This is a genomic window from Streptomyces sp. NPDC001020 (assembly GCF_053599115.1).
This window is the reverse complement of sequence record NZ_JBSFLQ010000008.1, coordinates 73,857-98,846: the sequence shown is the minus strand read 5'-3', so window position 1 is coordinate 98,846 and position 24,990 is coordinate 73,857. Positions and strand designations below refer to the sequence as shown.

At 69.5% G+C, this 24,990-nt stretch carries 23 protein-coding genes; 13 read left to right on the top strand and 10 right to left on the bottom strand.

Annotated elements, in window-relative coordinates:
- The first annotated feature begins 169 nt into the window (after positions 1-169).
- Entirely contained in the window at positions 170-1,339 is a 1,170-nt protein-coding gene (locus tag ACWDEX_RS09770) for a hypothetical protein (protein WP_450462738.1), read from the top strand.
- 68 nt (positions 1,340-1,407) lie between these two features.
- On the opposite strand, the gene ACWDEX_RS09765 is transcribed toward ACWDEX_RS09770, so the two are convergent.
- The gene (locus ACWDEX_RS09765) at positions 1,408-2,085 is read right to left on the bottom strand and encodes a GAP family protein (protein WP_450462737.1); all 678 of its coding nucleotides are present in this window, start codon (positions 2,083-2,085) and stop codon (positions 1,408-1,410) included.
- Between the two features lie 290 nt (positions 2,086-2,375).
- Between ACWDEX_RS09765 and ACWDEX_RS09760 the strand changes: the two genes are divergently transcribed.
- The 4 genes from ACWDEX_RS09760 (at position 2,376) to ACWDEX_RS09745 (ending at position 6,229) form a co-directional block, all read left to right on the top strand.
- Positions 2,376-2,903 carry a hypothetical protein gene (locus tag ACWDEX_RS09760; protein WP_450462736.1) on the top strand — a complete coding sequence of 176 codons (528 nt, stop codon included), beginning with the start codon at positions 2,376-2,378 and terminating at the stop codon, positions 2,901-2,903.
- A gap of 177 nt (positions 2,904-3,080) precedes the next feature.
- The gene (locus ACWDEX_RS09755) at positions 3,081-3,725 is read left to right on the top strand and encodes a LysE family translocator (protein ID WP_450462735.1); all 645 of its coding nucleotides are present in this window, start codon (positions 3,081-3,083) and stop codon (positions 3,723-3,725) included.
- Positions 3,726-4,007: 282 nt separating this feature from the next.
- Positions 4,008-5,099, top strand: a complete 1,092-nt coding sequence (locus tag ACWDEX_RS09750) for a sodium:calcium antiporter (RefSeq protein WP_450462734.1) — start codon at positions 4,008-4,010, stop codon at positions 5,097-5,099.
- Positions 5,100-5,296: 197 nt separating this feature from the next.
- Positions 5,297-6,229: a TolB family protein gene (locus tag ACWDEX_RS09745; protein WP_450462733.1), complete on the top strand. Its 933-nt coding sequence runs from the start codon at positions 5,297-5,299 to the stop codon at positions 6,227-6,229.
- Between the two features lie 128 nt (positions 6,230-6,357).
- On the opposite strand, the gene ACWDEX_RS09740 is transcribed toward ACWDEX_RS09745, so the two are convergent.
- Positions 6,358-6,885 carry an ATP-binding protein gene (locus tag ACWDEX_RS09740; protein ID WP_450462869.1) on the bottom strand — a complete coding sequence of 176 codons (528 nt, stop codon included), beginning with the start codon at positions 6,883-6,885 and terminating at the stop codon, positions 6,358-6,360.
- Between the two features lie 178 nt (positions 6,886-7,063).
- Between ACWDEX_RS09740 and ACWDEX_RS09735 the strand changes: the two genes are divergently transcribed.
- The 4 genes from ACWDEX_RS09735 to ACWDEX_RS09720 all read left to right on the top strand — a co-directional run bounded on the left by ACWDEX_RS09735 (position 7,064) and on the right by ACWDEX_RS09720 (position 9,548).
- On the top strand, positions 7,064-7,978 hold the full coding sequence (locus tag ACWDEX_RS09735; RefSeq protein ID WP_450462868.1) for a helix-turn-helix domain-containing protein: 915 nt from the start codon (positions 7,064-7,066) through the stop codon (positions 7,976-7,978).
- Positions 7,935-8,072 carry a DUF397 domain-containing protein gene (locus ACWDEX_RS09730; protein ID WP_450462732.1) on the top strand — a complete coding sequence of 46 codons (138 nt, stop codon included), beginning with the start codon at positions 7,935-7,937 and terminating at the stop codon, positions 8,070-8,072. Before ACWDEX_RS09735 ends, ACWDEX_RS09730 begins: the two co-directional genes overlap by 44 nt.
- 110 nt (positions 8,073-8,182) lie before the next feature.
- A complete protein-coding gene (locus ACWDEX_RS09725) occupies positions 8,183-8,401 on the top strand; it encodes a DUF397 domain-containing protein (protein WP_450462731.1) in 219 nt (72 codons plus the stop codon).
- Positions 8,402-8,672: 271 nt separating this feature from the next.
- The gene (locus ACWDEX_RS09720; RefSeq protein WP_450462730.1) at positions 8,673-9,548 is read left to right on the top strand and encodes a hypothetical protein; all 876 of its coding nucleotides are present in this window, start codon (positions 8,673-8,675) and stop codon (positions 9,546-9,548) included.
- A 34-nt stretch (positions 9,549-9,582) separates the two neighbouring features.
- Here ACWDEX_RS09720 and ACWDEX_RS09715 read toward each other — a convergent pair whose 3' ends face one another.
- Positions 9,583-10,086, bottom strand: coding sequence for an SRPBCC family protein (locus ACWDEX_RS09715; protein WP_450462729.1), 504 nt, complete (start codon positions 10,084-10,086; stop codon positions 9,583-9,585).
- Positions 10,083-11,561, bottom strand: a complete 1,479-nt coding sequence (locus ACWDEX_RS09710; RefSeq protein ID WP_450462728.1) for an aldehyde dehydrogenase family protein — start codon at positions 11,559-11,561, stop codon at positions 10,083-10,085. Before ACWDEX_RS09710 ends, ACWDEX_RS09715 begins: the two co-directional genes overlap by 4 nt.
- Positions 11,562-11,773: 212 nt before the next feature.
- Between ACWDEX_RS09710 and ACWDEX_RS09705 the strand changes: the two genes are divergently transcribed.
- Positions 11,774-12,397, top strand: coding sequence for a TetR/AcrR family transcriptional regulator (locus ACWDEX_RS09705; RefSeq protein ID WP_450462727.1), 624 nt, complete (start codon positions 11,774-11,776; stop codon positions 12,395-12,397).
- A 24-nt stretch (positions 12,398-12,421) separates the two neighbouring features.
- Here the strand turns inward: ACWDEX_RS09705 and ACWDEX_RS09700 are convergent, their stop codons facing one another.
- Together ACWDEX_RS09700 and ACWDEX_RS09695 are read right to left on the bottom strand one after the other, a co-directional pair.
- Positions 12,422-13,237: an SAM-dependent methyltransferase gene (locus tag ACWDEX_RS09700; RefSeq protein WP_450462726.1), complete on the bottom strand. Its 816-nt coding sequence runs from the start codon at positions 13,235-13,237 to the stop codon at positions 12,422-12,424.
- A 200-nt stretch (positions 13,238-13,437) separates the two neighbouring features.
- Positions 13,438-14,385: an MIP/aquaporin family protein gene (locus tag ACWDEX_RS09695; RefSeq protein WP_450462725.1), complete on the bottom strand. Its 948-nt coding sequence runs from the start codon at positions 14,383-14,385 to the stop codon at positions 13,438-13,440.
- 463 nt (positions 14,386-14,848) lie between these two features.
- On the opposite strand from ACWDEX_RS09695, the gene ACWDEX_RS09690 reads away from it, so the two are divergent.
- The 3 genes from ACWDEX_RS09690 (at position 14,849) to ACWDEX_RS09680 (ending at position 19,771) form a co-directional block, all read left to right on the top strand.
- Positions 14,849-16,786 carry an NAD-binding protein gene (locus tag ACWDEX_RS09690; protein WP_450462867.1) on the top strand — a complete coding sequence of 646 codons (1,938 nt, stop codon included), beginning with the start codon at positions 14,849-14,851 and terminating at the stop codon, positions 16,784-16,786.
- Between the two features lie 177 nt (positions 16,787-16,963).
- Positions 16,964-18,811: a prolyl oligopeptidase family serine peptidase gene (locus ACWDEX_RS09685; RefSeq protein WP_450462724.1), complete on the top strand. Its 1,848-nt coding sequence runs from the start codon at positions 16,964-16,966 to the stop codon at positions 18,809-18,811.
- 114 nt (positions 18,812-18,925) lie between these two features.
- Positions 18,926-19,771 (top strand): SURF1 family protein, encoded by an 846-nt coding sequence (locus ACWDEX_RS09680; RefSeq protein WP_450462723.1) that lies wholly within the window; start codon positions 18,926-18,928, stop codon positions 19,769-19,771.
- A 37-nt stretch (positions 19,772-19,808) separates the two neighbouring features.
- Here the strand turns inward: ACWDEX_RS09680 and ACWDEX_RS09675 are convergent, their stop codons facing one another.
- The 4 genes from ACWDEX_RS09675 to ACWDEX_RS09660 form a co-directional block, all read right to left on the bottom strand.
- Positions 19,809-21,254: a hypothetical protein gene (locus ACWDEX_RS09675; protein WP_450462722.1), complete on the bottom strand. Its 1,446-nt coding sequence runs from the start codon at positions 21,252-21,254 to the stop codon at positions 19,809-19,811.
- Positions 21,251-21,913 (bottom strand): SigE family RNA polymerase sigma factor, encoded by a 663-nt coding sequence (locus ACWDEX_RS09670; protein WP_450462721.1) that lies wholly within the window; start codon positions 21,911-21,913, stop codon positions 21,251-21,253. Before ACWDEX_RS09670 ends, ACWDEX_RS09675 begins: the two co-directional genes overlap by 4 nt.
- 382 nt (positions 21,914-22,295) lie before the next feature.
- Positions 22,296-23,363 (bottom strand): aspartate-semialdehyde dehydrogenase, encoded by a 1,068-nt coding sequence (locus tag ACWDEX_RS09665; RefSeq protein ID WP_450462720.1) that lies wholly within the window; start codon positions 23,361-23,363, stop codon positions 22,296-22,298.
- Between the two features lie 79 nt (positions 23,364-23,442).
- Positions 23,443-24,735 carry an aspartate kinase gene (locus ACWDEX_RS09660; protein WP_450462719.1) on the bottom strand — a complete coding sequence of 431 codons (1,293 nt, stop codon included), beginning with the start codon at positions 24,733-24,735 and terminating at the stop codon, positions 23,443-23,445.
- Positions 24,736-24,990: the final 255 nt, after the last annotated feature.

The window sequence follows — 24,990 nt, the reverse complement described above, 5'->3', positions numbered from 1 at the left end:
TCGCCGCCCAGGACACGGCGGCGCGTGAGGGCGACCTGGGCAGGCACTCACCATGCGAGAGCCGACTGCCTGTAATCGCCCTACCCTCTTTCCAGTAAGACCCGCACACACAACTGGCGGGCAAGTAAGATAACGCCCCCAAAGCAGGAACAAGTCGGGGGCTGTACGTATGCCTTGGCCATGGATCAAAACCGCCGCGATCGCCCTGACGTATTGCATATTTGTGCCGCTTGCGCTCGGGGCCTACGCGAACATCCTTTTTCGCATGATTACAAGGTCGCAGCCATGGCGACAGGGACGAATATTTCCACTGCTCAAGCGCAAGGCGCGCATTGACGAGGAGTTCATCAAACGGCGCAGTCGACAAGCCGTAGCTGTGTGCCGAGCATACGGAAGCCCGCTGAGAACTCCCCTCAAGGAAATTCGGGACGAATATCGGCAAGCGCGAATCCGGCGGGACGCACTTTCCACGTTCACTCTGTTCGGGTCACTTACGGCCCCTGCATTATTTCTTGCCATCGCAGCCCTGGCAGCACTGACTCTGGACACGCCTCGGGGCATGTCACAAGAAACAGTCAAGGTGGCATCGAAGCTCTTCGCCGCCCTTCTCGCCATTGCGGTCATTCAATTCCGCTTCGCAGACCTGTCGAGTCAGTGGCGGCGCCAGAACTCAGATGCTGAGGCCATTGCATCATGTGTCTTCATTCTCTACCTGTTGACACACAGGAGGGTAGACCCGCTGGATATCGAGGACGCGGTAGATGACCTTTGTGATGAGCTGTCAGATTTCGCGAACAGTAATACTGTGCTCAACAATTCAGCACGCCAAGCCGAGGTATCCCGACATGTGGGCCAAGTGCAACAAGAGCTGAGGTGCGTTTCCGGCAAGATACTCTCCGGAGGAGTGGCGGAAATTCCGGGGTTGGTACGTTCAGTTGGTACCGTCCTGGAGCGTGTGATCGAGCAGCGATGGCTGTGTCTTCTTGACCTGCCGGACACAGCGGGCGTCTCACCATCCGCGCGCGCATCACATCTACCGGACTGGAAGAGCGACGCATGGATTGTGGTGGGCGGTTCTCTTGCTGCCGCTATCGGGCTTGGCGTGGCAACAATGTCGGGTGTTCCACTCTCAGCGGCAGTCCCGGCGACTCTGGTGTTTCTCCTCGGTCCGGCGGCGCTGTGGGGCAGTCGACGGCTTGGCGTGTCGCCTCGAGGACTTCTGGATTCGGTCAAAGCGTCTGTAGAGGGTTCAGGCAGATCCGGCTCCCAGCAGCCAAGCGGTCCGGAAGCGAGTGGAGATCCCGCCGGCCAAGGGCAGTCGCAAGGCAGCTCAGTCTGATGTCGCCTCGCGTGTCCAGCACGAGAAGCAGTTGCCTGCGGCGATGGCCACTTGCCGTCGGTGGGTTCTCAGACGGCGAGGATGCTGATTCCGTCGCCGAGGAGCTTGAAGCCGAACACGAAGAAGAGCACAGCCATGACGGCGCCGTTGTACTGCGCGGCCCAGTCCCGCCAGACGCTGAGGATGCTCTCGGCGCGTTCGCCCATGAGCAGGTGGACAGCGAGCGGTGCGAGCACTCCGAGAGAGGCGATGACCACGAAGATCGCGAATGCTCCTGTCTGCTGTGGCACGGGGAGTCCGACGGAGCTGATCGAGACGCCCGCGGCGATGGTCAGGGGCGTGTTCTTGAGGTCGGCCGCGGAAAACAGCGATCCCCTCCCGAGGATCTTCATGGGGGCGAGGCGGTCGATCGCCGCCATCCACTCCGGGAGCCGCGCCTGGGAGAGGTCTCTGGGACGGCGGTGCCATTGGCGGGCGCCGAAGAGGACATGGAGTGCACCGAGAGCGAGTTTGAGGGCTCCGACCCACGTGGCTGGGTGTCTGTGGGTGGAGGCTCCCCCGGCGCGGCCGATCGCCAACATGATCGCGCCGAGTGCCGCGAGTCCCAGAACCCAGCCGAGAGCGAACAGCAGTCCGTCGACGCGTCCCCGCGGGGTGGCCAGGATGAGGATGATCGCCACGATCGGAAGTGGGCTGATCGCGACACCGGCGGCCAGGCCCAGCACATCACCGACAGCACGTCCCATTGAGCCTCCGAAGCTCCGAGGGGAGAGACGGACGATCCGAAGCGGACTGCCCGTTTCGGCCGGCTCCCGGCGAGCGTGCCTGGTTCCTGGTTCGAGCAGTCCTCTGCTCCATCGTGGAGGTCCGCGGGCCCGGCGGCGATCGGCCGGCGTCGAACGGGTGACCTGACCCGGCGTTGCGAGCGAAAAGGGAAGCGGGAACTTCCCTGGTCCTTCGCGCGTTGCGGAGGACGACCTGATCATTTGACATGCGACACGACGGCGACGCCGTCGTTGGGAGAAGTGATCAACCCATGGCCATGGTGGGCCTGTTCTGGATCGCCGAGGGCGACGTGTACCTGGGCGCGAAGCCGTCCGGTCTGGCTCCGGGGGTACGCCTGACCACCGACGGCGTGGTGGCCCTCGGTGACGGACAGTCCGGCCTCTACCTGTGGGAGGACGTGAAGGCCCTGACGGTGGCGGACGTCCCCGTGAAGTCCCTGCTGCGGCAGGTCGGCGCGGTCAAGGACCTGGCACTGGGAACGGTGAAGGAGCTGGCCCTGCCCATGAGCCAGGGTTTGGTGGACGAGGCCCCGGCGTTGATGACGGTTCGCGTGGAAACGTCCGGCGGCGACCGCGAGTTGGCGGCCTACGTCGCCGCGGCCGTTGGCTACCCCCAGACCGAGGTCGACCTCTCCCGCGCCCTCCTGTCCCGTCTCACGGAGGGCGCCGCGACGATGGCGGCGACGCTGACGGCGATGTCGGAGTGGGGCCGCGCGCGGGAGGGCGGGTCGCCTCGGGGCGGGGAGCGGGAGCGGCTGCTGCGGGAGTGGGCCGGCTAGAGCTGGAGCCTCCGTGATGCCGGAGTCGGCGTCTCCTCCGGCTTTTCGCTTTTCGCTTCGCCCCGTCGGCTCGGCCGGCGGGGCGAAGTGCTGTGAGCCGCCGTCCGTGGCTGGAGCGGACGTCCCGCCTGCTGCTTGTATGCCTCTCGTACCTGCACTCAGGGAGGTGACGGACACGTGGTGTCCACAGAGAGCGTTCTCGCGTTCGCGGCGATGTCGTTACTGGTGATCGTGATCCCGGGGCCGAGCGTGCTGTTCGTCGTCGGCAGAGCCCTCGCGTACGGGCGACGTACGGCCCTCGAGACGGTCCTCGGCAACGTGCTCGGCTCCTATGTCCTGGTGATCGCCGTGGCGTGGGGCCTCGGCGCGCTGGTGGAGACCTCAGCGGCAGTGTTCATGGGCGTGAAGCTGGCGGGGGCCGCCTATCTCGTCCACCTGGGCGTGCACGCGTTCCGGCACCGCAAGGAGATGCGGGCGGAGGACATCAAGGCCCCGGCGGGTGAGCGGCGCGGCGATCTGCGCACGATCCTGGACGGTATTTTCGTCGGCGTGACCAACCCGAAGGGCATCGTCTTCTTCGCGGCGGTGCTACCGCAGTTCGTGAACCACTCGGCGGGTAATGTCCCCCTCCAGATGATGATCTTGGGCCTGGTCCCCATCGCCATCGGACTGATCACGGACACCATGTGGGGCCTGGGCGCCTCGGCGGCCCGTTCCTGGTTCGCCCGCTCGGACCGCCGCCTGTCGATGGTCGGCGGGGCAGGCGGCCTCGCGATGATCGGCCTGGGCGTGACCGTGGCGGCGACGGGTCGCGCCGACTGAGGTTTCTCCGGAACCGGGAGCCGAAGCCGCGAGTACCCGCTGAAACAGGCGGCACCGTGGAACCCGGCCGAGTGTGTAGCATGGACGGCTGCGAAGGGGAGTAGCCCCGCAATACCGGTCGTCGACACACTGGAGCCCAACGCCGGGTTCCCGGTGACCGGGCCCGCACGGATCGTGTGCGGGTGGGCGAGACCTTCGGCCCTTTGTCGACGACGTTTGTGTGTCGGCGGGGTCGAAGCTGCCGCCGTCTCCCCCTCGCGCGGTCGTCTCGAAGCCCCGCCGGTGCGGGAAGGCTGGACGAGACCCGTGATTCATTTCTTTCTCCTGATCGTCTGTGCGGTGGCGATCTATCTCTCCTGTGAGTGGTTCGTCAACGCCGTGGAATGGCTGGGCGAGCGCCTCAACGTGGGGAAGATGGCGGTCGGTACGATCCTGGCCGCCTTCGGTACGGCCCTGCCCGAGTCGGTGGTCACCCTCGTAGCGGTCACCACCGGCGCGACCGAGGAGGCCAAGAACATCGGTGTGGGCGCCGCAATGGGCGGTCCGCTGGCCCTGGCCACCGTCGCCTACGGTGTCACCGGCTCAGTGCTCCTGTTCAAGCGCCGCAAGGACCGGGCCGCCGCCGCTGTGGTCGCCGCCGACGGCGTGGGCGCAGCCGGCTCTGCCCGGCTGTCCGCCGAGAACGAGGAGGCGCTGGGCAGCACCAAGGACATGCGGCGGCTGGCCAAGGACCAGAAATGGTTCCTGCCGATCTTCGTCGTGAAGGTGGCGCTCGGCCTGGTCGCCTTCGCGTTCAAGCCGCTGCTCGGTCTGCTGTTCTTCGCCGCGTACGCGGTCTACTTCTGGCGGGAGATCCGCGGTGGAGACGACGAGGGCGACGAGGAGGAGCTGGAGCCGTTGAAGTTCCAGCCCAAGGCCGCGTCACCTGCCACCTGGGCCGTGCTCGCCCAGACGCTGGTCACGCTGGCGGTCATCTTCTTCGCCTCGCAGCTGTTCGTGAAGCAGTTGGACGCCATCGGCCCGATGCTCGGCCTGTCCGCCTCCGTCACCGCCCTGCTGCTGTCCCCGGTCGCCACCGAACTCCCGGAGATCATGAACGCGGTCATCTGGGTCCGCCAGGGCAAGACCAAGCTGGCGCTCGCGAACATCTCCGGCTCCATGATGATCCAGGCCACTGTCCCCTCCGGCCTGGGCCTTCTCTTCACGACCTGGCACTTCGACCACGCCCTGCTGTGGTCCGGCCTGATCACCATGGCGGCGATCGTCTACCTGCTGCTGACCATGCGCGCCCACAGGCTCACTCCCGCCCGTCTGGCGGTCGCTGCCGGCTTCTACGTCGTCTTCGCGCTCGGTCTCATTCCGATCCTGGCCTGACCGGGCCCCCTCCGGACCGTCGGCGGGTCTTCTCGTCGGCGACCGGACCCGTCGCCGCCCTCGACGGCACCGGCGTCAACCGGAACGCGCCCGGTCCGGAACCCGAGGGAGTCCGCCCCCCTGTGACGTTTCTTGATCCGCTTGCGCTCTGAAACCAGGAACCGAAAACGCCGGTTCCTGGTTTCCAGGAGGTTCAAGTGCTTTTCAGACGCGCCGTGTTGACCATAGGGATCGTCGTCGCCACCGGTCTGCCGATGGCCGGGACCGCCACGGCGGCGCCGGGGCCGGCGGCCGGCCAGATCACCGCCACCGACTATTCCGCCGGCCTGCCCGCCATGGTCTCGCTGGACCCCGTGAGCGGCAACGTCACCAAGACCTTCGCGCAGAACGCCGAGGACGGCGTCTTCTCTGCCAAGCGGTCGGCCGTGGCATACATCCAGCGTGACGAGACCTGCATTCCCCAGCCCGAGGGCTGCTCGTACGCCCGGAACCTTGTGGTCGCCAACGCCGACGGCAGTGGCCAGCACATTCTGGTCAAGGGCATCCCGCACGAGGGGAGCGGTCTGCCCGACGTCAGTCACCCCGACTGGTCCCCGGACGGCAAGCGGGTCGTCTACGACAGCCCGCGCGGCCTGGAGTGGATCAACACCGACGGCACCGGGCAGGAGGTACTCACGAACGGCGACTCGGGCGCCTTCTCGCCCGACGGCAAGAGCATCGCCTTCAACAAGGCGACCATGTACGAGAAGGCCGACGGCGTCTACGAGTACGGCTGGGACATCTGGGTCATGGATACCGCCACCCGGAAGATGCGCCAGGTCAGCACCGTTCGCGACGCGAGGTCCGCACCTGGCTGGTCTCCCGACGGGCGGCGCATCGTCTTCTCCACCACGCACGGCCTGAGTGTCGTCGATGTTGCGACCGGCGCCGTCACCGAGTTGGAGAGTGCCTGGCCGACCTCCTTCAGCAGCACCCGGCGCCCCTTCTTCTCGCCCGACGGCGCCCGGATCGTCTTCGAAGCCGCGGACAGGGACTACACCCACGGGGTCTACGTCGTCGACGCCGACGGGAAGAACGTCCGAGTCCTCACGAACCAGCCCGTGATCCCCACCGGCTGGCTGAACAGGTAGCCGCGGTCGGCCGCCCGATCAGAAGGGTGTGAGGGGGTGGGTGGGTGCGGAGCCATTCGGCGTCCTTGGACCGTGCAGGTCCGGAGAGTCCCGTCCACCCGCCCCCTTGGCCGCCAACCGCATACCACTCACAGAGCGCCCAGGTCGGTTGAAGTGTCGGTCGACACCTCCGCCCAGACCGTCTTGCCCACGGGGTGCCGAGGCGTCGAGCCCCAGCGCGCCGCCAGGATGTCCACCAACAGCAGGCCCCGGCCCGACTCTCCGTGGGGGTACGACGAGGGTGCACCCTCGGGCGGCCGTTTCGCGGCCGCGGCGTCGGCGACCTCGATCCGCACCAGGGCCGACGCCTCGTCGAGGCGGAGCCGGAGACTGAAGTCGCGCCCCGGGACGTGGCCGTGCTGGACGGCGTTCGCAGCGAGTTCACCGACGATGAGGGCGACCGCGCACGACACGTCCGACGCCGACGGGAAGCCCCACTCCTCCATACGCTGCACGGCAAGGCGCCGAGCGAGCCTCGCCCCTCGGGGTGAGGAAGTGAACTGCGCGGCGGGCGCGGCGCGTTGGGTGGTCTCGCCGTCAAGCACGACGCCTTCCACCGCGAGGGCTTCGATGCTCCTTCGAGGTTCTTCGCCTGAGGTGGTCGTTCCTGTCAGCACAGCGCGCCCGTCCTTGCCGGTCGATTCCTGGGACATCCCGCGATGTACGCGAGTCGTCACGTTCCGCATCCAAGAGTCGCCAAACGCCCCTACGCTCGGAAGGTGACGCAGCCTTACCTTTCGGTTCGTAAGGGACGGAAGTGACCCCTTGGCCAACGGAATTGATCCCAGTACGTCGATGGCGGCGCTGTTCGGTTCGCGGGTGCGCAGACTCCGTACGGCGGCCGGGCTGCCCCAGGCGGAACTCGGCCAGAAGGTGCACGTGGTGAGCACCCGGATCACGCAGGTCGAGCGGGCCTCCGGGGCGAAACCGACGCTGGAACTGGCGCGGGCGTTGGACGCGGCCCTCGGTGCGGACAACCTGCTGGCCGAGCTGTGGCCGTATGTGTATCGGGAGGCGTTTCCGGACTGGTCGCGGGCGTTCATGGCTCATTCGGAGCGGGCGGTGTCCATCCGGCAGTACGCGGCGCACGTCGTGCCGGGCTTGTTTCAAACGGAGAAGTACGCGCGAGCTGTTCTGAGCCTGGACGCACTGCTCGACGGCGAGGATCAGTTGGAGGAGCGGGTCGCAGTCCGAATGGGACGACAGGAACGGCTCGGTTCGCCTGACCGACCAGAATTGTGCGTGATCCTCGATGAGGCCGTACTGAGACGTCCGATCGGCGGGCCGACCGTGATGCGGGAGCAGTTGGAGCGTTTGCTCGACGCGGCCGCGGAACGTCGCACCGCTCTGCAAGTACTTCCGTTTGACCAGGGCGGACACGAAGCGATGGGTGGGTCCCTGACGATTCTGATGCTTCCGGACGGCTCAGAGGCCGCCTACACCGAAGGCTCGGACTACGGCCGACTTATTGAGGATCCGCACAACGTCGCGCGTTACAAGGTGATTTACGATCGGCTTCAGGCAGCAGCCCTGCCTCCGCTCATGTCCCTCGACATGATCCGGTCCACGATGGAGGGCAACTACCGTGGCGCGAAGCTCCCGTCCCGATCTGAACGGCGCCGCTTGGCGCAAGAGCAGCTACAGCAATCAGGCGGGGGGCGACTGCGTGGAGGTGGCCGACGGACTCCCCGGCGTCGTCCCCGTCCGTGACAGCATGGTCCCGCACGGGCCCGCGTTGACCTTCGAAGTCGGCTCATGGGCCGCGTTCGTAAGCGACTTGAAGGCCGGACACCACCGCGACTGAGCCGACCAAGCCCCGGTCGCGACCCGTCTCCTAGTCCGTCGAATCCTTGTATGCGAGGTCTCGGGCCAGCGGCTGGCCTCCCAAAGACTCCTTACGGGAAGGCAACCACCGTGGAGCAACTACCCCGTCCAGATCTGAGCGGCGCCGTCTGGCGCAAGAGCAGCTACAGCAATCAGGAGGGCGGCAACTGCGTGGAGGTGGCCGACGGGTTCCCCGGCGTCGTCCCCGCCCGTGACAGCAAGGTCCCGCACGGGCCCGCGTTGGCCTTCGAGGCCATCTCCTGGGCCGCGTTCGTACGCGACTTGAAGGCCGGGCACCACCGCGCCTGAGTCAGCCGGGCCCCGGTCACGGCCCGTCTCCCGGGCCCGCCGGATCCTTGTACGCGAGGGCCCGGTGGGCCGCTGACCTCCCAAAGAACCGGGGACAGAACTACCCGCCCACCCACCCTCCCGGCCCACGTCACCCGTCCGAGTGACCGGCTTGCAGGGGCGGGATCCGGACGGTTACGTTCGCCGCGACAACCGCAAACAGATACGGCCCCCGGCCGGGACGGCAATCCCGAACGAGGGCCTGACCGATCAGGAAGTGAACGCCTTCCCGATGGCTGACTCGCAGTCTAACGCGCGCCTGCGCGCCGACGCCGGAGCTCCGACCTCCGGCGTGATCCACGTACGCACCCGGCTCACCGCCGACTTCACCGTGATCTCCAACGCCCTCGCGCAGCGGCGCGGCAGCGCGGTCACCATCGGCGTCGCGGCCTACATCCTCTCCCTGCCCGACGGATCCCCCGTCAGCATCGCCGCCCTGTGCGCACACTTCACCGAGGGCGAGATCCTGGTCTCGCGGGCGCTCAGGGAACTCGAAGAGGCCGGATACCTGGAGCGCCGCCGGGAGCGACTGCCCAGCGGGCAGATCCGTACCAGGACGTACTTCTTCGACGTCCCCCGCGGTGGCCCTGACCCGGACGGGCCTCCCCAGCCACCGAAGCCGCGACGGCCCCGGATGCAGCCCACCGCCACGGCGGCCACGACCACGGCCGTACGGGAACCGGTACCCACGCCCGCGCAGGCCGAGGCGGAGACGTCGATCCCGCTCGCCGACGCCGATCCACAGGCCGTCGCCGTACTCGCCGCCCTGCGCCGGGTCGATCCGCGTCTGATCCTCTCCGGGCAGGAGGCCGCACGACTCGCACCGGCCGTCGCCCAGTGGCTCGCGGCAGGCGTCGAAGCACCCGAGATCACCGAGCTGCTCACCGCAAAGCTCCCCGACCGTCTCCTTGCTCGCCCGGCAGGCATCCTCGCCTTCCGCCTACGGCAGACTCCCCTGCCTGTCCCACTCCCGCCGACACACCCCGTGGGACACCCGGCTGTCTCGCCTCTCCAGACCTGCGACGGCTGCGACCGGGCCTTTCGCGCGGCGGAACCCGGACGCTGCCGGGACTGCCGATCCGGGAACCGTCTCCGTGCGGCCGGCTGAGACGGTGGCCGGGTGACACCAGGCGGGGCCGACCTCACCCCTCCAAAGCTGCCCTGATCCGGCCCAGCGTGGCCCGCATACCGGCCCGGTTGGCCTCTGCCCGGTCGGCCGGGCGGATGCCGGTGAAGACCCGCCCGAGGAGTTCCGCCGTCCGGGCGCCGGGGCCGGTCCGCAGGTCCTCCCAGTACTCCGTGACCCTGGTGGCGTCACCCTCGGCCTGGAAGCGGTATCCCCACAGAGCGACCGGCAGCCCGAACACGGTGACCCGGAAGGCGAACTCGTACGGCTTCTCGGCCCTGGTCACGCGGCAGGTGGTGAACCAGAACAGGAGCCCCTTGCGGTTGAAGCCGACGAATCCTGTCCCTTGGCGCGCTTCCTGGCCGCGGTGCCACACGGCGAAGCACTCCGGGCTCCACCGCCCCATGTTCCGCAGCCGGGAGACCGCGGCGTACACGTCCTCCACTGCGGCGCCGACAAGGACGCTCTCCTCGACCGTCCACACACGTTCCACCACCGGAACTTCGCCGTGGGCGCTCACCGGGAGTACCTCCATGTGATGATCCGCTCGAGCCGGGCCATGTCCCGTGCGCCACGAGCAAAGGTGGAGGCGGCCAGCGGTACGTCGAACAGTTTGCGGGTGCGGGCCGTGGGCACCGTGAACTCCCTGAGTCCGTCCGCTCCGTGAATGCGCCCGAAGCCGGACTTGCCGCGGCCGCCGAACGGCAGGGCGGGTACCGCGGGGAAGGACAGCACATCGTTGATGCTGACCATGCCGGCGCTCATCCGGTCCGCGAGTCCACCGGCCCCGCGCCGCGCGAACACGGCCGCGCCGAGCCCGTACTCGGAGGCGTTGGCCCGCTCGACGCCCTCCGCCGCGTCCGCGACCCGGTTGACCACCAGCACCGGACCGAAGGTCTCCTCACGTACGGCGGCCGACTCCTCAGGGACGTCGGCGAGGATCACCGGGCCGGTCACATACGGGGGCACCACCGACTCCGGACCCCCCACCACGGCGCGTCCGCCACAAGCCAGGGCGTCCTCGATGTGCCTGCGGATGACGTCGAGTTGACCGGGCATGGTGATCGGACCGAAGTCCGTCCGCCCCCGCACCTCCCGGGCCCGTCGCGCCAGCAGGGTGAGGAACTCGTCGTACACGGGGGCGGCCACATAGACCCGTTCGATGCCGGCGCAGGACTGGCCGGCGTTGCTGCATCCTCCCCAGAGGGCGGCCTCCACGGCAGCCGGAATGTCCGCGTCCGCGGCCACCACCAGGGCGTCCTTGCCGCCGAGTTCCATCAGCACCGGGGTGAGCGAGGGGGCGCAGGCCGCCAGCACCCGGGCGCCGGTGGCCGCGGAGCCGGTGAAGGCGATCTTGTCCACGCCCGAGGTGCACAGGGCCGCACCCGTGGTGCCGTCCCCGGTGGTCAGTTGGAGGACGGACCGGCACGGCACCGCCTCCTCGAACGTGTCCACCAGCCACCGCCCGATGGCCGGCGTGTACTCGCTGGGCTTGAACACCACCGTGTTGCCGGCCGCCAGGGCGTAGGCGATGGAGCCGACCGGGGTGTGCACGGGATAGTTCCACGGGCCGATCACACCGATCACGCCGTAGGGCCGGTACTCCACGGTGGCGAGGTGGTTGAGCATCAGCAGGCCGGACGGGACACGGCGCCGCGACAGGACCCTGCGCGCGTTGCGCGCCGACCAGCCCACATGCGCCAGGGCCGCCGTCATCTCGATGACGGCGTCGGCCCGGACCTTGCCGTTCTCCCTCTGAAGCAGGTCGAGGATCTCCGGCAGCCGGAGGGCCATCACCCGCCGCCATTCCAGCAGCCGGGCACGCCGACCGTCGTACCCGATCCTCGACCACCAGGAACCCGCCTTCCGGGCCCGGACGACCTTCTCCTCGACCGTGCGTGCGTCATCCACCGGGAAGGCGCCCACAGGCTGGGAATCGACCGGGCTGAGCGAGACCAGGTCCGTCGCCCCGGGTTCTGCGGTGGTGGAAGCCATACCGACGTGCCCTTTCGCAATCCGGCGAGGACGTGCACAGCCTCGTGACACCCCGCTCCAAAACGAAACGATCCGTTCTGAGACTACAGTGGTCGCCGCTCGTCCGGTAGCTCCGGGCAGGCCTCGGCAGCCCATAATGAAGACGAACCGATTCGTTCTGGCGCCGGTCAGCCGTCCGGCTCATCACGGAAAACACTTTGCAGGAGTGGCGAATGGGGACCAAGCGGACCTTGCAGCACGTCGTGGACGCAAGCGGCCCTCATCGCCGGGACCTGGAGGCGCGGAAGCGCATCCTCACCGCCGCGCTCGAGCAGCTCGAGGAGCACGGGTACGCCCGCATGACCATCGAGCAGGTGGCCGTCAGGGCCAAGGTCGGCAAGGCCACGCTCTACCGCTCATGGCCGAACAAGGCGGCTCTGGTCCTCGACGCGATACGCAGTCGGCTCAGCGAGGTGCCCACCGCGGAGACCGGGGACACGCGCGGCGAACTGCTGAGCGTGGCGAAGGAGGCCCTCGCCGGCTTCTTCGGCTCGCCACAGGTGCAGGCCGCCCTTCCCGCGCTGGTGGCCGATACGGCACGGGACCCCGAACTGCGCCGCCGCTTGCGCGAAGAGGTGATCGAGCCACGCCGAGCCCAGTCGCGCACCGTACTGGAGCGGGCCATCAGCCGGGGCGACCTCCCCGAGGACACCGACATCTCGCTGGCACTGGAGATGTGGGCGGGCGCGATGCTGTTCCGCGGCGTGTTCTACGGCGACGGTTACGACGACGCCGCTCTGGCCCGGCTGGTGGACGCCACCCTCGCCTCGCCACCGCGCTTTCACACCGACGGCTGAACTCTCAGAGCTCGGCTGAACCCGTCAGAGCTTGTACGCCATCCCGCCGTAGGCGTCGACGGAGCCGGCCGGGCCACGGGAGTCCGGGCGCCACTCGGTCACCCGGACGATGCCGGGGTCCACCAGGGCGAGCCCCTCGAAGTAACCGGCGATCTCCTCGACACTGCGCACGTAGTACGGCACCGCGCCACTGCTGTTGTACGCCTCCGACGCCGCGATCATTTCCTCACTGGTCGCGGTGCCGTCGCAGATCGTCAGATGGCTCCCGGAGGGCAGAGCCGCCACGTACCGCCGTACCAGTTCGCGCGCCTGGTCGTGGTCGGCGACATGGCCGAGCGTGTTGAGGATCATCACGGCGACGGGCCGGGAGAAGTCGAGCGTGTCCGCGGCGGCCTTCAGGACTGCCTCGGGGTCGTACAGATCGACGTCCAGATAGGCGGTCCTGCCTTCGGGTGTACTCCTGAGCAGAGCGTGCGCGTGGGCCAGCACGACAGGGTCGTTGTCGGCGTACACGATCCGGGCGTCCGGGGCCACGCGCTGGGCGACCTCGTGGGTGTTGTCGGCGGTCGGCAGGCCGGTGCCTATGTCCAGGAACTGCCGGATGCCCTGCTCGGCGGCCAGATAGCGGACAGCGCGCCCCAGAAAGCGCCGACTGGTGACGGCGACGTCGACCAGACCGGGGCAGATCTCCTTGATCTGGTCCCCGACCTCCCGGTCGACCTCGTAGTTGTCCTTGCCGCCGACGAAGTAATTCCAGAAGCGGGCCGAGTGCGGCTTGGAGGCGTCGATCCGCTCGTGCAGCTCCCCGCCGACGGTGCTCTGGGAATGAGTGTCCGACACGGGATGTCCTCCTGCAGACGAGCGATGAGATCGGAATACCAACCTAGGCGAACTCACCTTCGACGCAATGGAGTTGCGATAACTTTTCTCCCGCGCGTACGAGGTTTCGGTCATGGCCCGTCAACACCGCCCCGCCCTGCTGCGGCGAGCCATCCGGGTGACGCGGTCGTCGGTCAGTCCTCGGGTGACGCGGCCGTCGGTCAGTCCTCGTCGGCGGTCGTCACGGGCCGGGTCAGGCCGGGCTCCAGGAGCTCGGCGGCCACCGCCCGGGTGTACAGGACATCGCCGATGAACAGGTCGTAGACCAGCACCCCCACCACACCGCCGACGAGGGGGCCGACGATGGGGATCCAGAAGTAGTTGCTGAAGGAACCGGCCAGCGTGCCGGGCATCGCGAGATCCTGCCAGCCCGCCGCCCAGGTGAACAGGCGTGGGCCGAGGTCGCGGGCGGGGTTGATGGCGTACCCGGCGTTGGCCCCGTACGACATGCCGATGGCGGCGACCACGAGCCCGATCACCAGGGGCCCCAGATTGGCCTTCACCGCCGTGTTTCGCAGGTCGATGACCGCCACCACGAACATGACGAGGAAGGCCGTTCCGACGATCTGGTCCACGAGGGGGCCCCAGACACCGCCGTGGAAGTACGGCGCGGGAAAGGTCCCGAAGACCGAGAAGGAGGCGAGCGTGTGACCGTTCGTCTTCGGTCCCGTCATCGCGTGGTCGAAGGCGTCGATCGCGTCGTGGTAGACGCCGTACACCAACGCGGCCCCGACGAACGCTCCGACCAGTTGCGCGCCCATGTACGGAAGAACCTTGAGCCAGGGGAACTTGCGGCGCACCGCGAACGCGAGCGTGATCGCCGGATTGAGGTGCGCGCCGCTGACACCGCCGGCGACATAGACACCGAAGGTCACGGCCATGGCCCAGCCCCAGGTGATCAGCAGCCAGTCACCCGCGCCGAGGAAGAAGGTGGTGGGTCCCGCCGTCCGGCCCGATCCCGGCAGGGCGGCGACCGCCATGGCCACCACGCCGCACCCGAAGGCCACGAGGACCAGCGTCCCCAGGAACTCGGCGAGGCATTCACCGGCCAGGCCCCCTCGGCGTCTGAGCCGGGACGGTCTTACCAGGGGCGGGACTTCCACAGGCATGATGGCCCCCTCGGGGACTCCTCGAGCGTGGCGGCCTGTGTATGCCTCACACTCACCGTGGGTGGGGACGGCTGACGGCATCGTCCATCGCGTGTTCCCGGTCGGCTCGGGTCAGCGATGTGCCGGAGCTCGATCGCGCACTCCCGTCCGTCGTCACGGGCCGAGGCACACGAACGAGTATGGCTCATGGATCGTCTCCCCGCTCATCACCGTCCGCCGCCTGCGGCCACCCCGGAACGGGTGCGCAAGGGGCGCCCACGTCAGGGCCGTCAGGTGGCCCCCGCACGGGTCCGTCCGGCTCGAACGGCCAGCACGGGCGGACTCGGCCATCTGGGTGAACAGATCCCCAGGCACGCGGCTTTCGCGACTCCCGCCCCTGAGGAACCACCGTCACCAGGAGGCAGTCTTCACCACCGTGGCAGTGCTTCCGCAGCAGAACCGATCGGGCAACACCGACGCGCACATGGTGGTGTGCGGGGACGACGGGCTCGCGCACCGGCTGGCCGCCGAGTTGTGCGGTGTCTACGGCGAGCAGGTGACGCTCGTCGTCCCGCCGGCCGAACGGGTCACCCGGCGGCCGGTGGTGGGTCGCGCACGGGCCTCGGCGCTGCTCGACCGGGTCTCCGCCGCCGTCACGCGCGCGGCGGGCAACGCCACCGGTACGGACGGACGCACCGGCGCGGCGGGCAGCGGCCCGGTGACCGAACCCCCCGGCCCCCAACGGATGGTGGAGGCCGCCGAGGCATCCGAGGCCGTCCTCGCCGAGGCCGGCGTGGAGCGGGCGGCGGCACTGGCACTCGTCTACGACGACGACGAGACCAACATCCGCGCCGCGCTCACCGCCCGCCGCCTCAACCCGCGGCTGCGGCTCGTCCTGCGGCTCTACAACCGGCGGCTGGGGCAGCACATCGAGGAACTCCTCGACCAGGCAGCGGCGTTGGCATCCGGTGGGCCCGGCGGCGAACCAGGTGTGTTCGACGCGTCCACGACCGTCCTGTCCGACGCCGACACGGCCGCGCCCGCGCTGGCCGCGACCGCCGTCGCCGGCACCACCAAGGTCGTTCAGACGGAGGGGCTGATGCTGCGGGCCGTGGAACGCCCGCCGGCCGGGCCCGGCCGGGTCGCCGACCACGGACTGTGCACCCTGGCGCTGCTGTCCACGACGGCCGGCGAAACCGCCGGCACCGACGGTTCCGAGAACAGCGGCGAACAAGGGCCGCAACTCCTGCCCGACGAAAGCGCGGTCGCGCAAGCCACCGGACGCGGCACCGTCGTCCTGGAGACCGTCTCGTACACGGGCCCCGTTCTTCCCACCAGGCGCAGCGTCGTACCGCTCGGCTCGCTGCTGTCGCCGCGGCTGCGCTGGTCTTTCGCGGGTCTCGTGGGCTGTGTGGTCGCACTCGCGATCGCGTCGGTCGCGGTCACCGGCGAACACCCGTTGCGTGCTGTGTACCTGACGCTGCTCGACCTGTTCGCGATCGACGACCCGGCCATCGGTGAGCCCACCGGACGGCAGATCCTGCAACTGCTGTCAGGGCTCGTCGGGTTGCTGCTGCTGCCCGTGCTGCTGGCGGCCGTGCTGGAGGCACTCGGCACCTTCCGTAACGGCGCCGCGCTGCGCAGGCCGCCGCGCGGGCTGTCCGGACACGTGGTGCTGCTCGGCCTCGGCAAGATCGGCACACGGGTCATGACCCGGCTGCGGGAACTGAAGATCCCGGTGGTGTGCGTGGAAGAGGACCCGGAGGCACGCGGGTTGGCGACGGCACGGCGGCTGCGGGTGCCCGTCGTGCTCGGCGACGTGACACAGGAAGGCGTCCTGGAAGCCGCCAAGATCTACCGGGCGCACGCACTGCTCGCACTGACCAGCGTGGACACCACGAACCTGGAGGCCGTGCTGTACGCGCGCTCCGTGCGCCCCGACCTCCCGGTCGTCCTGCGCCTGTACGACGACGACTTCGCGACCGCGGTCTACCGCACCCTGCGCGCCGCGCACCCGAACGCCCTGACCCGCAGCCGCAGCGTGTCCCACCTGGCCGCGCCCGCGTTCGCCGGGGCCATGCTGGGGCGGCAGATCCTCGGCGCGATCCCCGTGGAGCGGCAGGTCCTGGTGTTCGCGGCCGTGGACGTGGCCGGGCATCCGAAACTGGAGGGGCGGACGGTCGCCGAGGCGTTCCACGCGGGGGCGTGGCGCGTGCTCGCCCTGGACACCACCGCGCCCGGGGACCGGAACCAGGCACCCGCCCCGGCGACGAACACCCCCGACCGGCCCTCGGGTCTGATCTGGAGCCTGCCCTCGAACTACGTCCTGCGCCCCGAGGACCGGGTGGTCGTGGCGGCCACGCGCCGCGGCCTGGCGGAGCTTCTGGGGCGCAGGCGCCAGGAGACGCCCTTCGGGGCCTAGGACCGCCGTCCCCCGGAAGCCGAAGTTTGGCGGCGGGCGGCAGGCGCCGTGCTGTGCTGTGCTGTGCTGTGCCGGCATGCGCGGAATCGTTCATGGGCGCGGCTTTTACCGGGCGAGTTATCCACAGGCTTGGGGCCTCCGCCGCGGAAAGTCGGCCGCGCCAGGCACTATGGGGCCATGACTGAGAGCAACGGGTCCACCTCGCCCGAGCGCGGCGAGGACATGCCGGACTGGGAGAAGCGTTTTCGGGCGCCGCGGGTGTCGCTGCCCGACTGGGCGGAGGACGCGCCGCACCGCTCGCTGTTCGTCTCGAACGCGACGGGGACGTACGAGCTGTACGCCTGGGACCGGAAGACCGGTCACCAGCGGCAGGTCACCAAGCGGCCGAACGGCACCACGGACGGTGTTCTCTCGCCGGACGGCGAGTGGATCTGGTGGTTCGACGACAAGGACGGCGACGAGTTCGGGATCTGGAGACGCCAGCGGTTCGCGCCCGACACCGACGCCTCCGGACCCGCCACCTCCGGTGCCGACCAGCCGGCGGCTCCCGGGCTCGAACCGTCCTATCCCGCCGGGCTCGCGATCGGACGGGACGGGCACACGGCCGTCGTCGGCCGCTCGACCGACCAGGACGGGTCGACGATCCACCTGGTGCGGGCCGGTCAGGACCCGGCGGAGGTCTACCGGCACCGGGAGTCGGCCGGGGTGGGCGACCTCTCACGTGACGGCTCGCTGATCGCGATCGAGCACACCGAGCACGGCGACGCGATGCACTCGGCGCTGCGCGTGCTGCGGCCGGACGGTTCGACGGTGGCGGAGCTGGACGACACCAAGGGCGGCACGGTCGAGCTGGGCCTGGAGGTGCTGGGCTTCGCTCCGGTCGACGGGGACGCGCGGCTGCTGATCGGCCACCAGCGGCGCGGCCGATGGGAGCCGCTGGTGTGGGACGTCGCCTCGGGCGAGGAGACGGACCTGGCGCTGGAGCTGCCGGGCGACGTGGCCGCGGAGTGGTATCCGGACGGCTCCGCGCTGCTGGTCGTGCACAGCTTCGAGGCGCGCAGCGAACTGTTCCGCTACGACCTTTCGACGCGTGAGCTGGTGCGGGTGGCGACGCCGCCCGGCATGGTGTCGGGGGCGACGGCCCGGCCCGACGGGACCGTGGAGTACCTGTGGTCGTCGGCGGCCGAGCCGCCGGTGGTGCGGTCGACGTCGGGCGAGGTCGTGCTGGACCCGCCCGGGATGAGGTCGCCGGGTTCGGTGCCGGTGGAGGACGTGTGGGTGGACGGGCCGGGCGGCCGTATCCACGCGCTGGTGCAGAAGCCCGCGGGGGCGAGGGGGCCGCTGCCGACGGTCTTCGACATCCACGGCGGTCCGACCTGGCACGACAGCGACTCGTTCGCGGCGGGCCCGGCAGCCTGGGTGGACCACGGGTACGCGGTGGTGCGGGTCAACTACCGGGGCTCGACGGGGTACGGGCGTGAGTGGACGGACGCCCTCAGGCACCGGGTCGGGCTGATCGAGCTGGAGGACATCGCGGCGGTACGGGAGTGGGCGGTGTCGTCCGGGCTCGCGGATCCGGAGCGGATCGTCCTGACGGGCGGTTCATGGGGCGGCTATCTGACGCTGCTCGGGCTCGGCACGCAGCCGGACGCGTGGGCGGTCGGTATCGCGGCGGTACCGGTCGCGGACTACGTCACGGCGTACCACGACGAGATGGAGGCACTGAAAGCCATGGACCGGACGCTGCTCGGGGGCACGCCCGAGGAGGTTCCGGAGCGGTTCGAGGCGTCGTCGCCGCTCACGTACGTCGATGCGGTGAAGTCCCCGGTGTACATCTCGGCGGGGGTGAACGACCCCCGGTGCCCGATCCGCCAGATCGAGAACTACGTGGACCGCCTCGCGGCGCGGGACGCGGTGCACGAGGTGTACCGGTACGACGCGGGGCACGGCTCGCTGGTGGTCGACGAACGGATCAAGCAGGTCCGGCTGGAGCTGGACTTCGCCGAGCGGCATCTGGGCAGGTGAGAGGGGCGGCGCCGGCCGCTGTGCGGCGTACGGGGCACGCGTGTATGCCCCGTACGCCCCGTACGCCGGGCCCCGCAAGCGGGACCACAGGGGAGGCACCGTACCGTTGAGGGCGTGTACCGATTTCTGCTGACGCCCCGCTGGTGGGCGATCAACGTCTTCGTGCTGCTGGCCATCCCCTTCTGCATCTTCATGGGGTCGTGGCAGTTGGGCCGGTTCGAGGACCGGGTGCAGGACCATCGCACGGTGAGCGAGCAGGCCACGGCGAACCGGAAAGAGGCGCCCCGGCCGCTCGCGGAGCTGCTTCCGGTGGACATGAAGACGTCCGGGAGGCAGGCCACGGCCACCGGACGGTACGGGAAGCAGCTACTGGTGCCGGACCGGGAGCTGGACAACAAGCACGGGTTCTATGTGCTGACCATGCTGCGCACCGACTCAGGAAGGGCGCTGCCGGTCGTCCGCGGCTGGCTGCCAGGTGACGCGGACCCCGCGAAGGCTCCGGCCGCGCCGACCGGCGAGGTCACCGTCACCGGCGCTCTGCAGGCGTCGGAGAGCCCCGGGGCGAACGGCGGCCTGCCGGCCGGGCAGACCGCGGCTATCAGCACGGCGTCACTGGTGAACCTGGTGCCGTACGACATGTACGACGCATGGGTCACCCTCGACAAGGCCGACAGCGGAATGAAGGCGGTACCGGCGGCGGCGCCTCAGGGGTCCGGGCTGGACCTGAAGGCGTTCCAGAACCTGGGCTACACCGGTGAATGGTTCGTCTTCGCAGGCTTCACGGTCTTCATGTGGTTCCGACTGCTGCGACGTGAGGCGGAGTCCGTCCGGGACGCGGAGCTGGGCATCCTGTCGGAGGGAGCGGAGGCCGGCGGCGAGGCGGCGGCCTCCGGGAGTGCCGGTCCGGCCGAGCAGCAGCAGGCGGACGCCGCCGGGAGCCAGGCACAGTCCGTGTCCTGACCCCCGGCCGCGTACCGCGGGCGAGGCGCCGCTCGGTTCAGTCCGCCGCCAGGATCCCCGTGCGGTAGACCGTGCCGGCACAGGCGTTGGGGATCGTCACGCTGGCGGTCCCGGAACCGGTCGCCGGGGTGTGGGAGACCACCACGCTGCCGTCGGCCATGCCGTCCGCCATCACCAACTGAGGTGACAGGTCACCGCTCTGCATGGGTGTGCCGTCGCTCTCGTCACTGCTGGGCGTGGGGCTGGGGTCCGGGGACGGGCCCCCGGCATCGCCGCCCGCGTCGCCCGAGCCGCCCGTGCCACCTGTGCCGCCGTCGCCGCCCGGGCCGCCCGTGGTCGGACAGGTCTCCGAGGGGACCCAGGCGAACTTGACCTCGTATGCCGCACCGGGCATGAGCACCAGCGAGGAGACACCCAGGGACGGCTCGGGCAGAGCTGCGGCCGCGTCGCCGGCGACATGGTTCAGCACGCTGATCCTGGCCGGGTCCGCCGCGCCCTGGACGACCGTGGACACGCTACCGATGCCCGAGACGGTACAGCTCGTGGTCGAGACGTTGACCGTGCGGAAGGTGCCGTAGACCGCGCCCGTGGAGTCCGGGGCGCCCACGCTCGCGGTCGCCGCGCCGAGCTGGCCCGCCGTACACGCCCGTGCGCTCCGCGCGGCGGCGGTCGGGTCGGCCCCGTCGGCACCGCCGCCGGTCGCACTCCTGCGCTTGCCCTTCTTGCCGTCGGGAGCGTCCTCGCCCTTGGCCTTCTCCTCGTCCTTGTCCTTGGTCGTGGCGGGGGAGTCGTCCGAGCCGCTGGAGTCGCCTCCCGAGCCCCCCTTGCCCTTGCCGGTGCCGGTGCCGCCCTGGGCGGCCTGCGAGGCATGGCCGGCGATGGACGGGTCGGCGTTGGAACCGGTGGCGTGAGAGACATGGACGAGGGCCGGGATCGCCGTGCCGACGAACAGCGCGGCGGCCGCCATGCCGACCACGGCCTGCCGCTTGCGGGCCCGCCGGGCGGGCACCGCGCGCCGCAGAAACTCCAGGCTGCCCTCGCGCGGCTCGATGTCGCCGACCGAGTCGTGCAGCATCCGCCGCAGCGCGCGTTCGTCCGTGCCGAGTCCTTCGAGCGCCGTTTCGAGGTCATCGGGGTCCCCGGCCTTCGGCGCTCCGGCGCCGGAGGTCCCAAAGTCCGCACCGGGGCCGCGTGGAGCGAGCCCTCCGAGTACGGCGGCCAGCCGGTCCCGTCCCGCGGGAAGGTCGCCACGGCCCGCATCGGGGCGGTCGGTTTCGGCGGCGGGAGCCGCGTGGTCCGGTCCGGCTTCGGACCGTTCCTGGTCCTCGGGGCGGTGGTTCACAGTTCCGTTCCCAGCATGCTGCTCGTGGTGGTCCTCGTGAGGCTCCGGCCGGTCCGTCGGCTCGCGCCACGCGTAGGGTTCGTGTCGTTCGTGGGAGTTGCGCCCGCGGAAGGAGTCGCGCCGCTTGTCGCGCCCGCTCATACCGACGCCCCCATGGCGATGCGGAGTGCCGCGATACCGCGCGAGCCGTACGCCTTCACCGACCCCAGCGATATCCCCAGTGTCTCAGCCACCTGAGCCTCGGTCATGTCGGCGAAATAGCGCAGCACCAGAACCTCGCGCTGGCGGCGCTGGAGTCCCTTCATCGCTCTGATCAGGGAGTCGCGCTCCAACTGGTCGTACGCGCCCTCCTCGGCGCTGGCCATGTCCGGCATGGGCTTGGACAGCAGCTTCAGGCCGAGTATGCGGCGGCGCAACGCCGAACGCGAGAGGTTGACGACGGTCTGACGGAGATACGCGAGCGTCTTCTCCGGGTCACGGACGCGTTTGCGCGCCGAGTGGACGCGGATGAACGCCTCCTGGACGACGTCCTCGCAGGACGCGGTGTCGTCGAGGAGGAGTGCCGCGAGACCCAGAAGGGAGCGGTAGTGGGTGCGATAGGTCTCGGTCAGATGATCGACCGTGGTACCGGCGGCCGGTGTGTCATCAGCGCCGTCACGCTGGTTCGGAATGCGGGCGGGCGGCCGCGCAGCGGGCATGGGGGCGATCACCGGCAAGCCGCCGGGCGCACGGGGGCGGCTTGGCGGGCGAAGAACCGTGCCTCTCGCCCGTACCGCGGTGAATTCGAGTACCTCTGCCACGCCTGTTGGACACGTCTCCCCCCGTCAGGGTTGTACGCGACAGGCATCACGTTCGAGTTCGGCGGCATGTCCGCCCGCACGTCTCGAAGTACGCCCCCCAGCGCACCAGACTGTGCGTCAAATGCATTCATGCGCACCAACTCTTCCCTTATGCCCCATTTGGCGGCACCCAGCCCCCCGAAGGGTGACCGCAAAGACGTTCCCCGGCCTGCGCGCAGTTGCAGGGACGGGGAAACAAATCTTCGAATGCCCAAAGGCGTCCATTCAAGCGGTCCCAGCCACCGATCGACCCCGGTCGGATTTTCACAGATCCTACAAAGATTCGATCAACGGCCAGGCGGGCCACCGGGCATCAGGCGCCGCGCGCACAGGGGCAGGGCTTTTACAGCGCGGCGAACTCCCCAGCCACCAACTCGGCGATCTGCGTCGTGTTCAACGCCGCGCCCTTGCGTAGATTGTCGCCGCACACGAACAGTTCGAGCGCGGTCGGATCGTCCAGGGCACGGCGTACCCGGCCCACCCAGGTCGGGTCCGTGCCCACCACGTCCGCGGGCGTGGGGAACTCACCCGCCGCCGGGTTGTCGAAGAGGACGACGCCGGGCGCGGTGGCGAGGATCTCGCGGGCACGGTCGACCGTGACCTCGTCCTCGAAGCGGGCGTGCACCGTGACGGAGTGTGCGGTGACCACCGGCACGCGTACGCAGGTGACGGCCACGGGCAAGTCCGGCAGCCCCAGGATCTTGCGAGACTCGTCGCGGACCTTCATCTCCTCCGAGGACCACCCGTCCTCGCGCAGCGAACCGGCCCATGGCACGACGTTCAGCGCGACCGGCTCCGGGAACGGCCCCGTGTTGTCGCCCACCGCGCACCGCAGGTCACCGGGGGTCGTCCCCAGTTCCGTGCCCGCGACGAGCGACAGTTGCTGCCGCAGCGTGTCGATGCCCGCGCGTCCCGCGCCGCTGGCGGCCTGACACGAGGAGACGACCAGCTCACGCAGCCCGAACTCGGCGTGCAGCGCGCCGATGGCCACGATCATCGAGAGCGTCGTGCAGTTGGGGTTGGCGATGATGCCGCGCGGACGCACCCGGGCGGCATGCGGATTGACCTCCGGAACGACGAGGGGGACGTCGGGGTCCATCCGGAACGCGCTCGAGTTGTCCACCACGACCGCGCCCTTGGTGGCGGCGACCGGCGCCCACTGCTGAGCGATCTCCTCGGGTACGTCGAACATCGCCACGTCGACGCCGGAGAGCGCCTCCTCGTCGAGCGCCACGACCTCGACCTGCTCCCCGCGCACGGCCAGCTTGCGGCCGGCCGAGCGCGGCGAGGCGATCAGACGGATCTCGCCCCAGATGTCCGCGTGCTGGGACAGGATCTGGAGCATGACCGTGCCCACGGCCCCGGTCGCGCCCACGACAGCGAGCGTCGGCTTCCCCGCCCGCGCCGTCATCGGCGCTCCGTACGACCCGTACCTCCGAACGGGAGGCCGGCCTGCTTCGTGCGCGCCGAGCCCCCGCGGGGGAGGCCGGTCATCGACCGGTGCCCCCGTAGACGACGGCCTCGTCGCTCTCGGAGTCCAGGCCGAACGCGGTGTGCACCGCGCGGACCGCCCCCGGAACGTCGTCCGCGCGCGTCACCACCGAGATGCGGATCTCGGAGGTCGAGATCAGCTCGATGTTCACGCCCGCGTCGCTCAGCGCCTCGAAGAAGGCCGCCGTGACCCCCGGGTTCGTCTTCATGCCTGCGCCGACGAGCGAGATCTTGCCGATCTGGTCGTCGTAGCGCAGCGAGTCGAAACCGATCGCGGTCCTGGCCTTCTCCAGGGCGCTGATTCCCTTGCGCCCCTCGGTCTTGGGGAGCGTGAAGGAGATGTCCGTGAGACCGGTCGCGGCGGCCGACACGTTCTGCACGACCATGTCGATGTTGATCTCGGCGTCCGCGATGGCGCGGAAGATCGAGGCAGCCTCGCCCGGCTTGTCCGGCACGCCGACGACCGTGATCTTGGCCTCGGAGGTGTCGTGCGCGACACCGGAGATGATGGCCTGCTCCACCTTCTTGTCCCCTTGCTGCTGCGTCATTTGAACGAGTGGCTCGCTGCTGACCCACGTGCCCTGCAACCCGCTGAAGGAGGAGCGGACGTGGATCGGGATGTTGTAGCGGCGCGCGTACTCCACACAGCGGTGGAGCAGCACCTTGGACCCGGACGCGGCCAGTTCGAGCATGTCCTCGAACGAAATCCAGTCGATCTTCCGGGCCTTCTTCACCACGCGCGGGTCGGCGGTGAACACACCGTCGACGTCGGTGTAGATCTCGCACACCTCGGCGTCGAGGGCCGCCGCGAGAGCGACGGCCGTGGTGTCGGACCCGCCGCGCCCCAGCGTGGTGATGTCCTTCTTGTCCTGGCTGACGCCCTGGAAACCGGCCACGATGGCGATGTTGCCCTCGTCCAGCGCGGTCCGGATACGACCCGGCGTGACATCGATGATCCGGGCTTTGTTGTGGACCGAGTCGGTGATGACACCTGCCTGGCTGCCGGTGAACGACTGGGCCTTGTGCCCCAGGTTCTTGATCGCCATGGCCAGCAGCGCCATGGAGATCCGCTCTCCGGCGGTCAGCAGCATGTCGAGTTCACGCCCGGCAGGAATCGGGGAAACCTGCTCGGCGAGATCGATCAGCTCGTCCGTCGTGTCGCCCATCGCGGAAACGACCACGACAACGTCGTTGCCGTTCTTCTTCGCTTCCACGATCCGCTTGGCGACGCGCTTGATGCCCTCGGCATCGGCAACGGAGGAACCTCCGTACTTCTGCACGACAAGGCCCACGTGCGCTCCTCGCTCAGTCCGTCTCTTTCCGCCCCCGCGCAGGTGCGGTGCGGTCGGCTCAGTCTATCGAGCGACCGAATTCCGCTTCTGGGATACCGCATGGTGAGATATCCCGCCCACTCCGGTATCACCCTGGTTTTCTCCTGGCGCACCACGGATGGACGACGGTTTCGCCATCGCTTTCACCACCGCCTTCCGCCACGCCTCTCCGGCCGCTCCGCCACGGCGTCTGCCCCGGCTCAGGCGTGCTACGCG

Coding starts and splice junctions, on each gene's coding strand:
- ACWDEX_RS09770 (WP_450462738.1), top strand. CDS start 170: ATGCCTTGGCCATGGATCAAAACCGCCGCGATCGCCCTGACGTATTGC.
- ACWDEX_RS09765 (WP_450462737.1), bottom strand. CDS start 2,085: ATGGGACGTGCTGTCGGTGATGTGCTGGGCCTGGCCGCCGGTGTCGCG.
- ACWDEX_RS09760 (WP_450462736.1), top strand. CDS start 2,376: ATGGCCATGGTGGGCCTGTTCTGGATCGCCGAGGGCGACGTGTACCTG.
- ACWDEX_RS09735 (WP_450462868.1), top strand. CDS start 7,064: ATGGCGGCGCTGTTCGGTTCGCGGGTGCGCAGACTCCGTACGGCGGCC.
- ACWDEX_RS09720 (WP_450462730.1), top strand. CDS start 8,673: ATGGCTGACTCGCAGTCTAACGCGCGCCTGCGCGCCGACGCCGGAGCT.
- ACWDEX_RS09710 (WP_450462728.1), bottom strand. CDS start 11,561: ATGGCTTCCACCACCGCAGAACCCGGGGCGACGGACCTGGTCTCGCTC.
- ACWDEX_RS09705 (WP_450462727.1), top strand. CDS start 11,774: ATGGGGACCAAGCGGACCTTGCAGCACGTCGTGGACGCAAGCGGCCCT.
- ACWDEX_RS09695 (WP_450462725.1), bottom strand. CDS start 14,385: ATGCCTGTGGAAGTCCCGCCCCTGGTAAGACCGTCCCGGCTCAGACGC.
- ACWDEX_RS09690 (WP_450462867.1), top strand. CDS start 14,849: ATGGTGGTGTGCGGGGACGACGGGCTCGCGCACCGGCTGGCCGCCGAG.
- ACWDEX_RS09685 (WP_450462724.1), top strand. CDS start 16,964: ATGACTGAGAGCAACGGGTCCACCTCGCCCGAGCGCGGCGAGGACATG.
- ACWDEX_RS09675 (WP_450462722.1), bottom strand. CDS start 21,254: ATGAGCGGGCGCGACAAGCGGCGCGACTCCTTCCGCGGGCGCAACTCC.
- ACWDEX_RS09665 (WP_450462720.1), bottom strand. CDS start 23,363: ATGACGGCGCGGGCGGGGAAGCCGACGCTCGCTGTCGTGGGCGCGACC.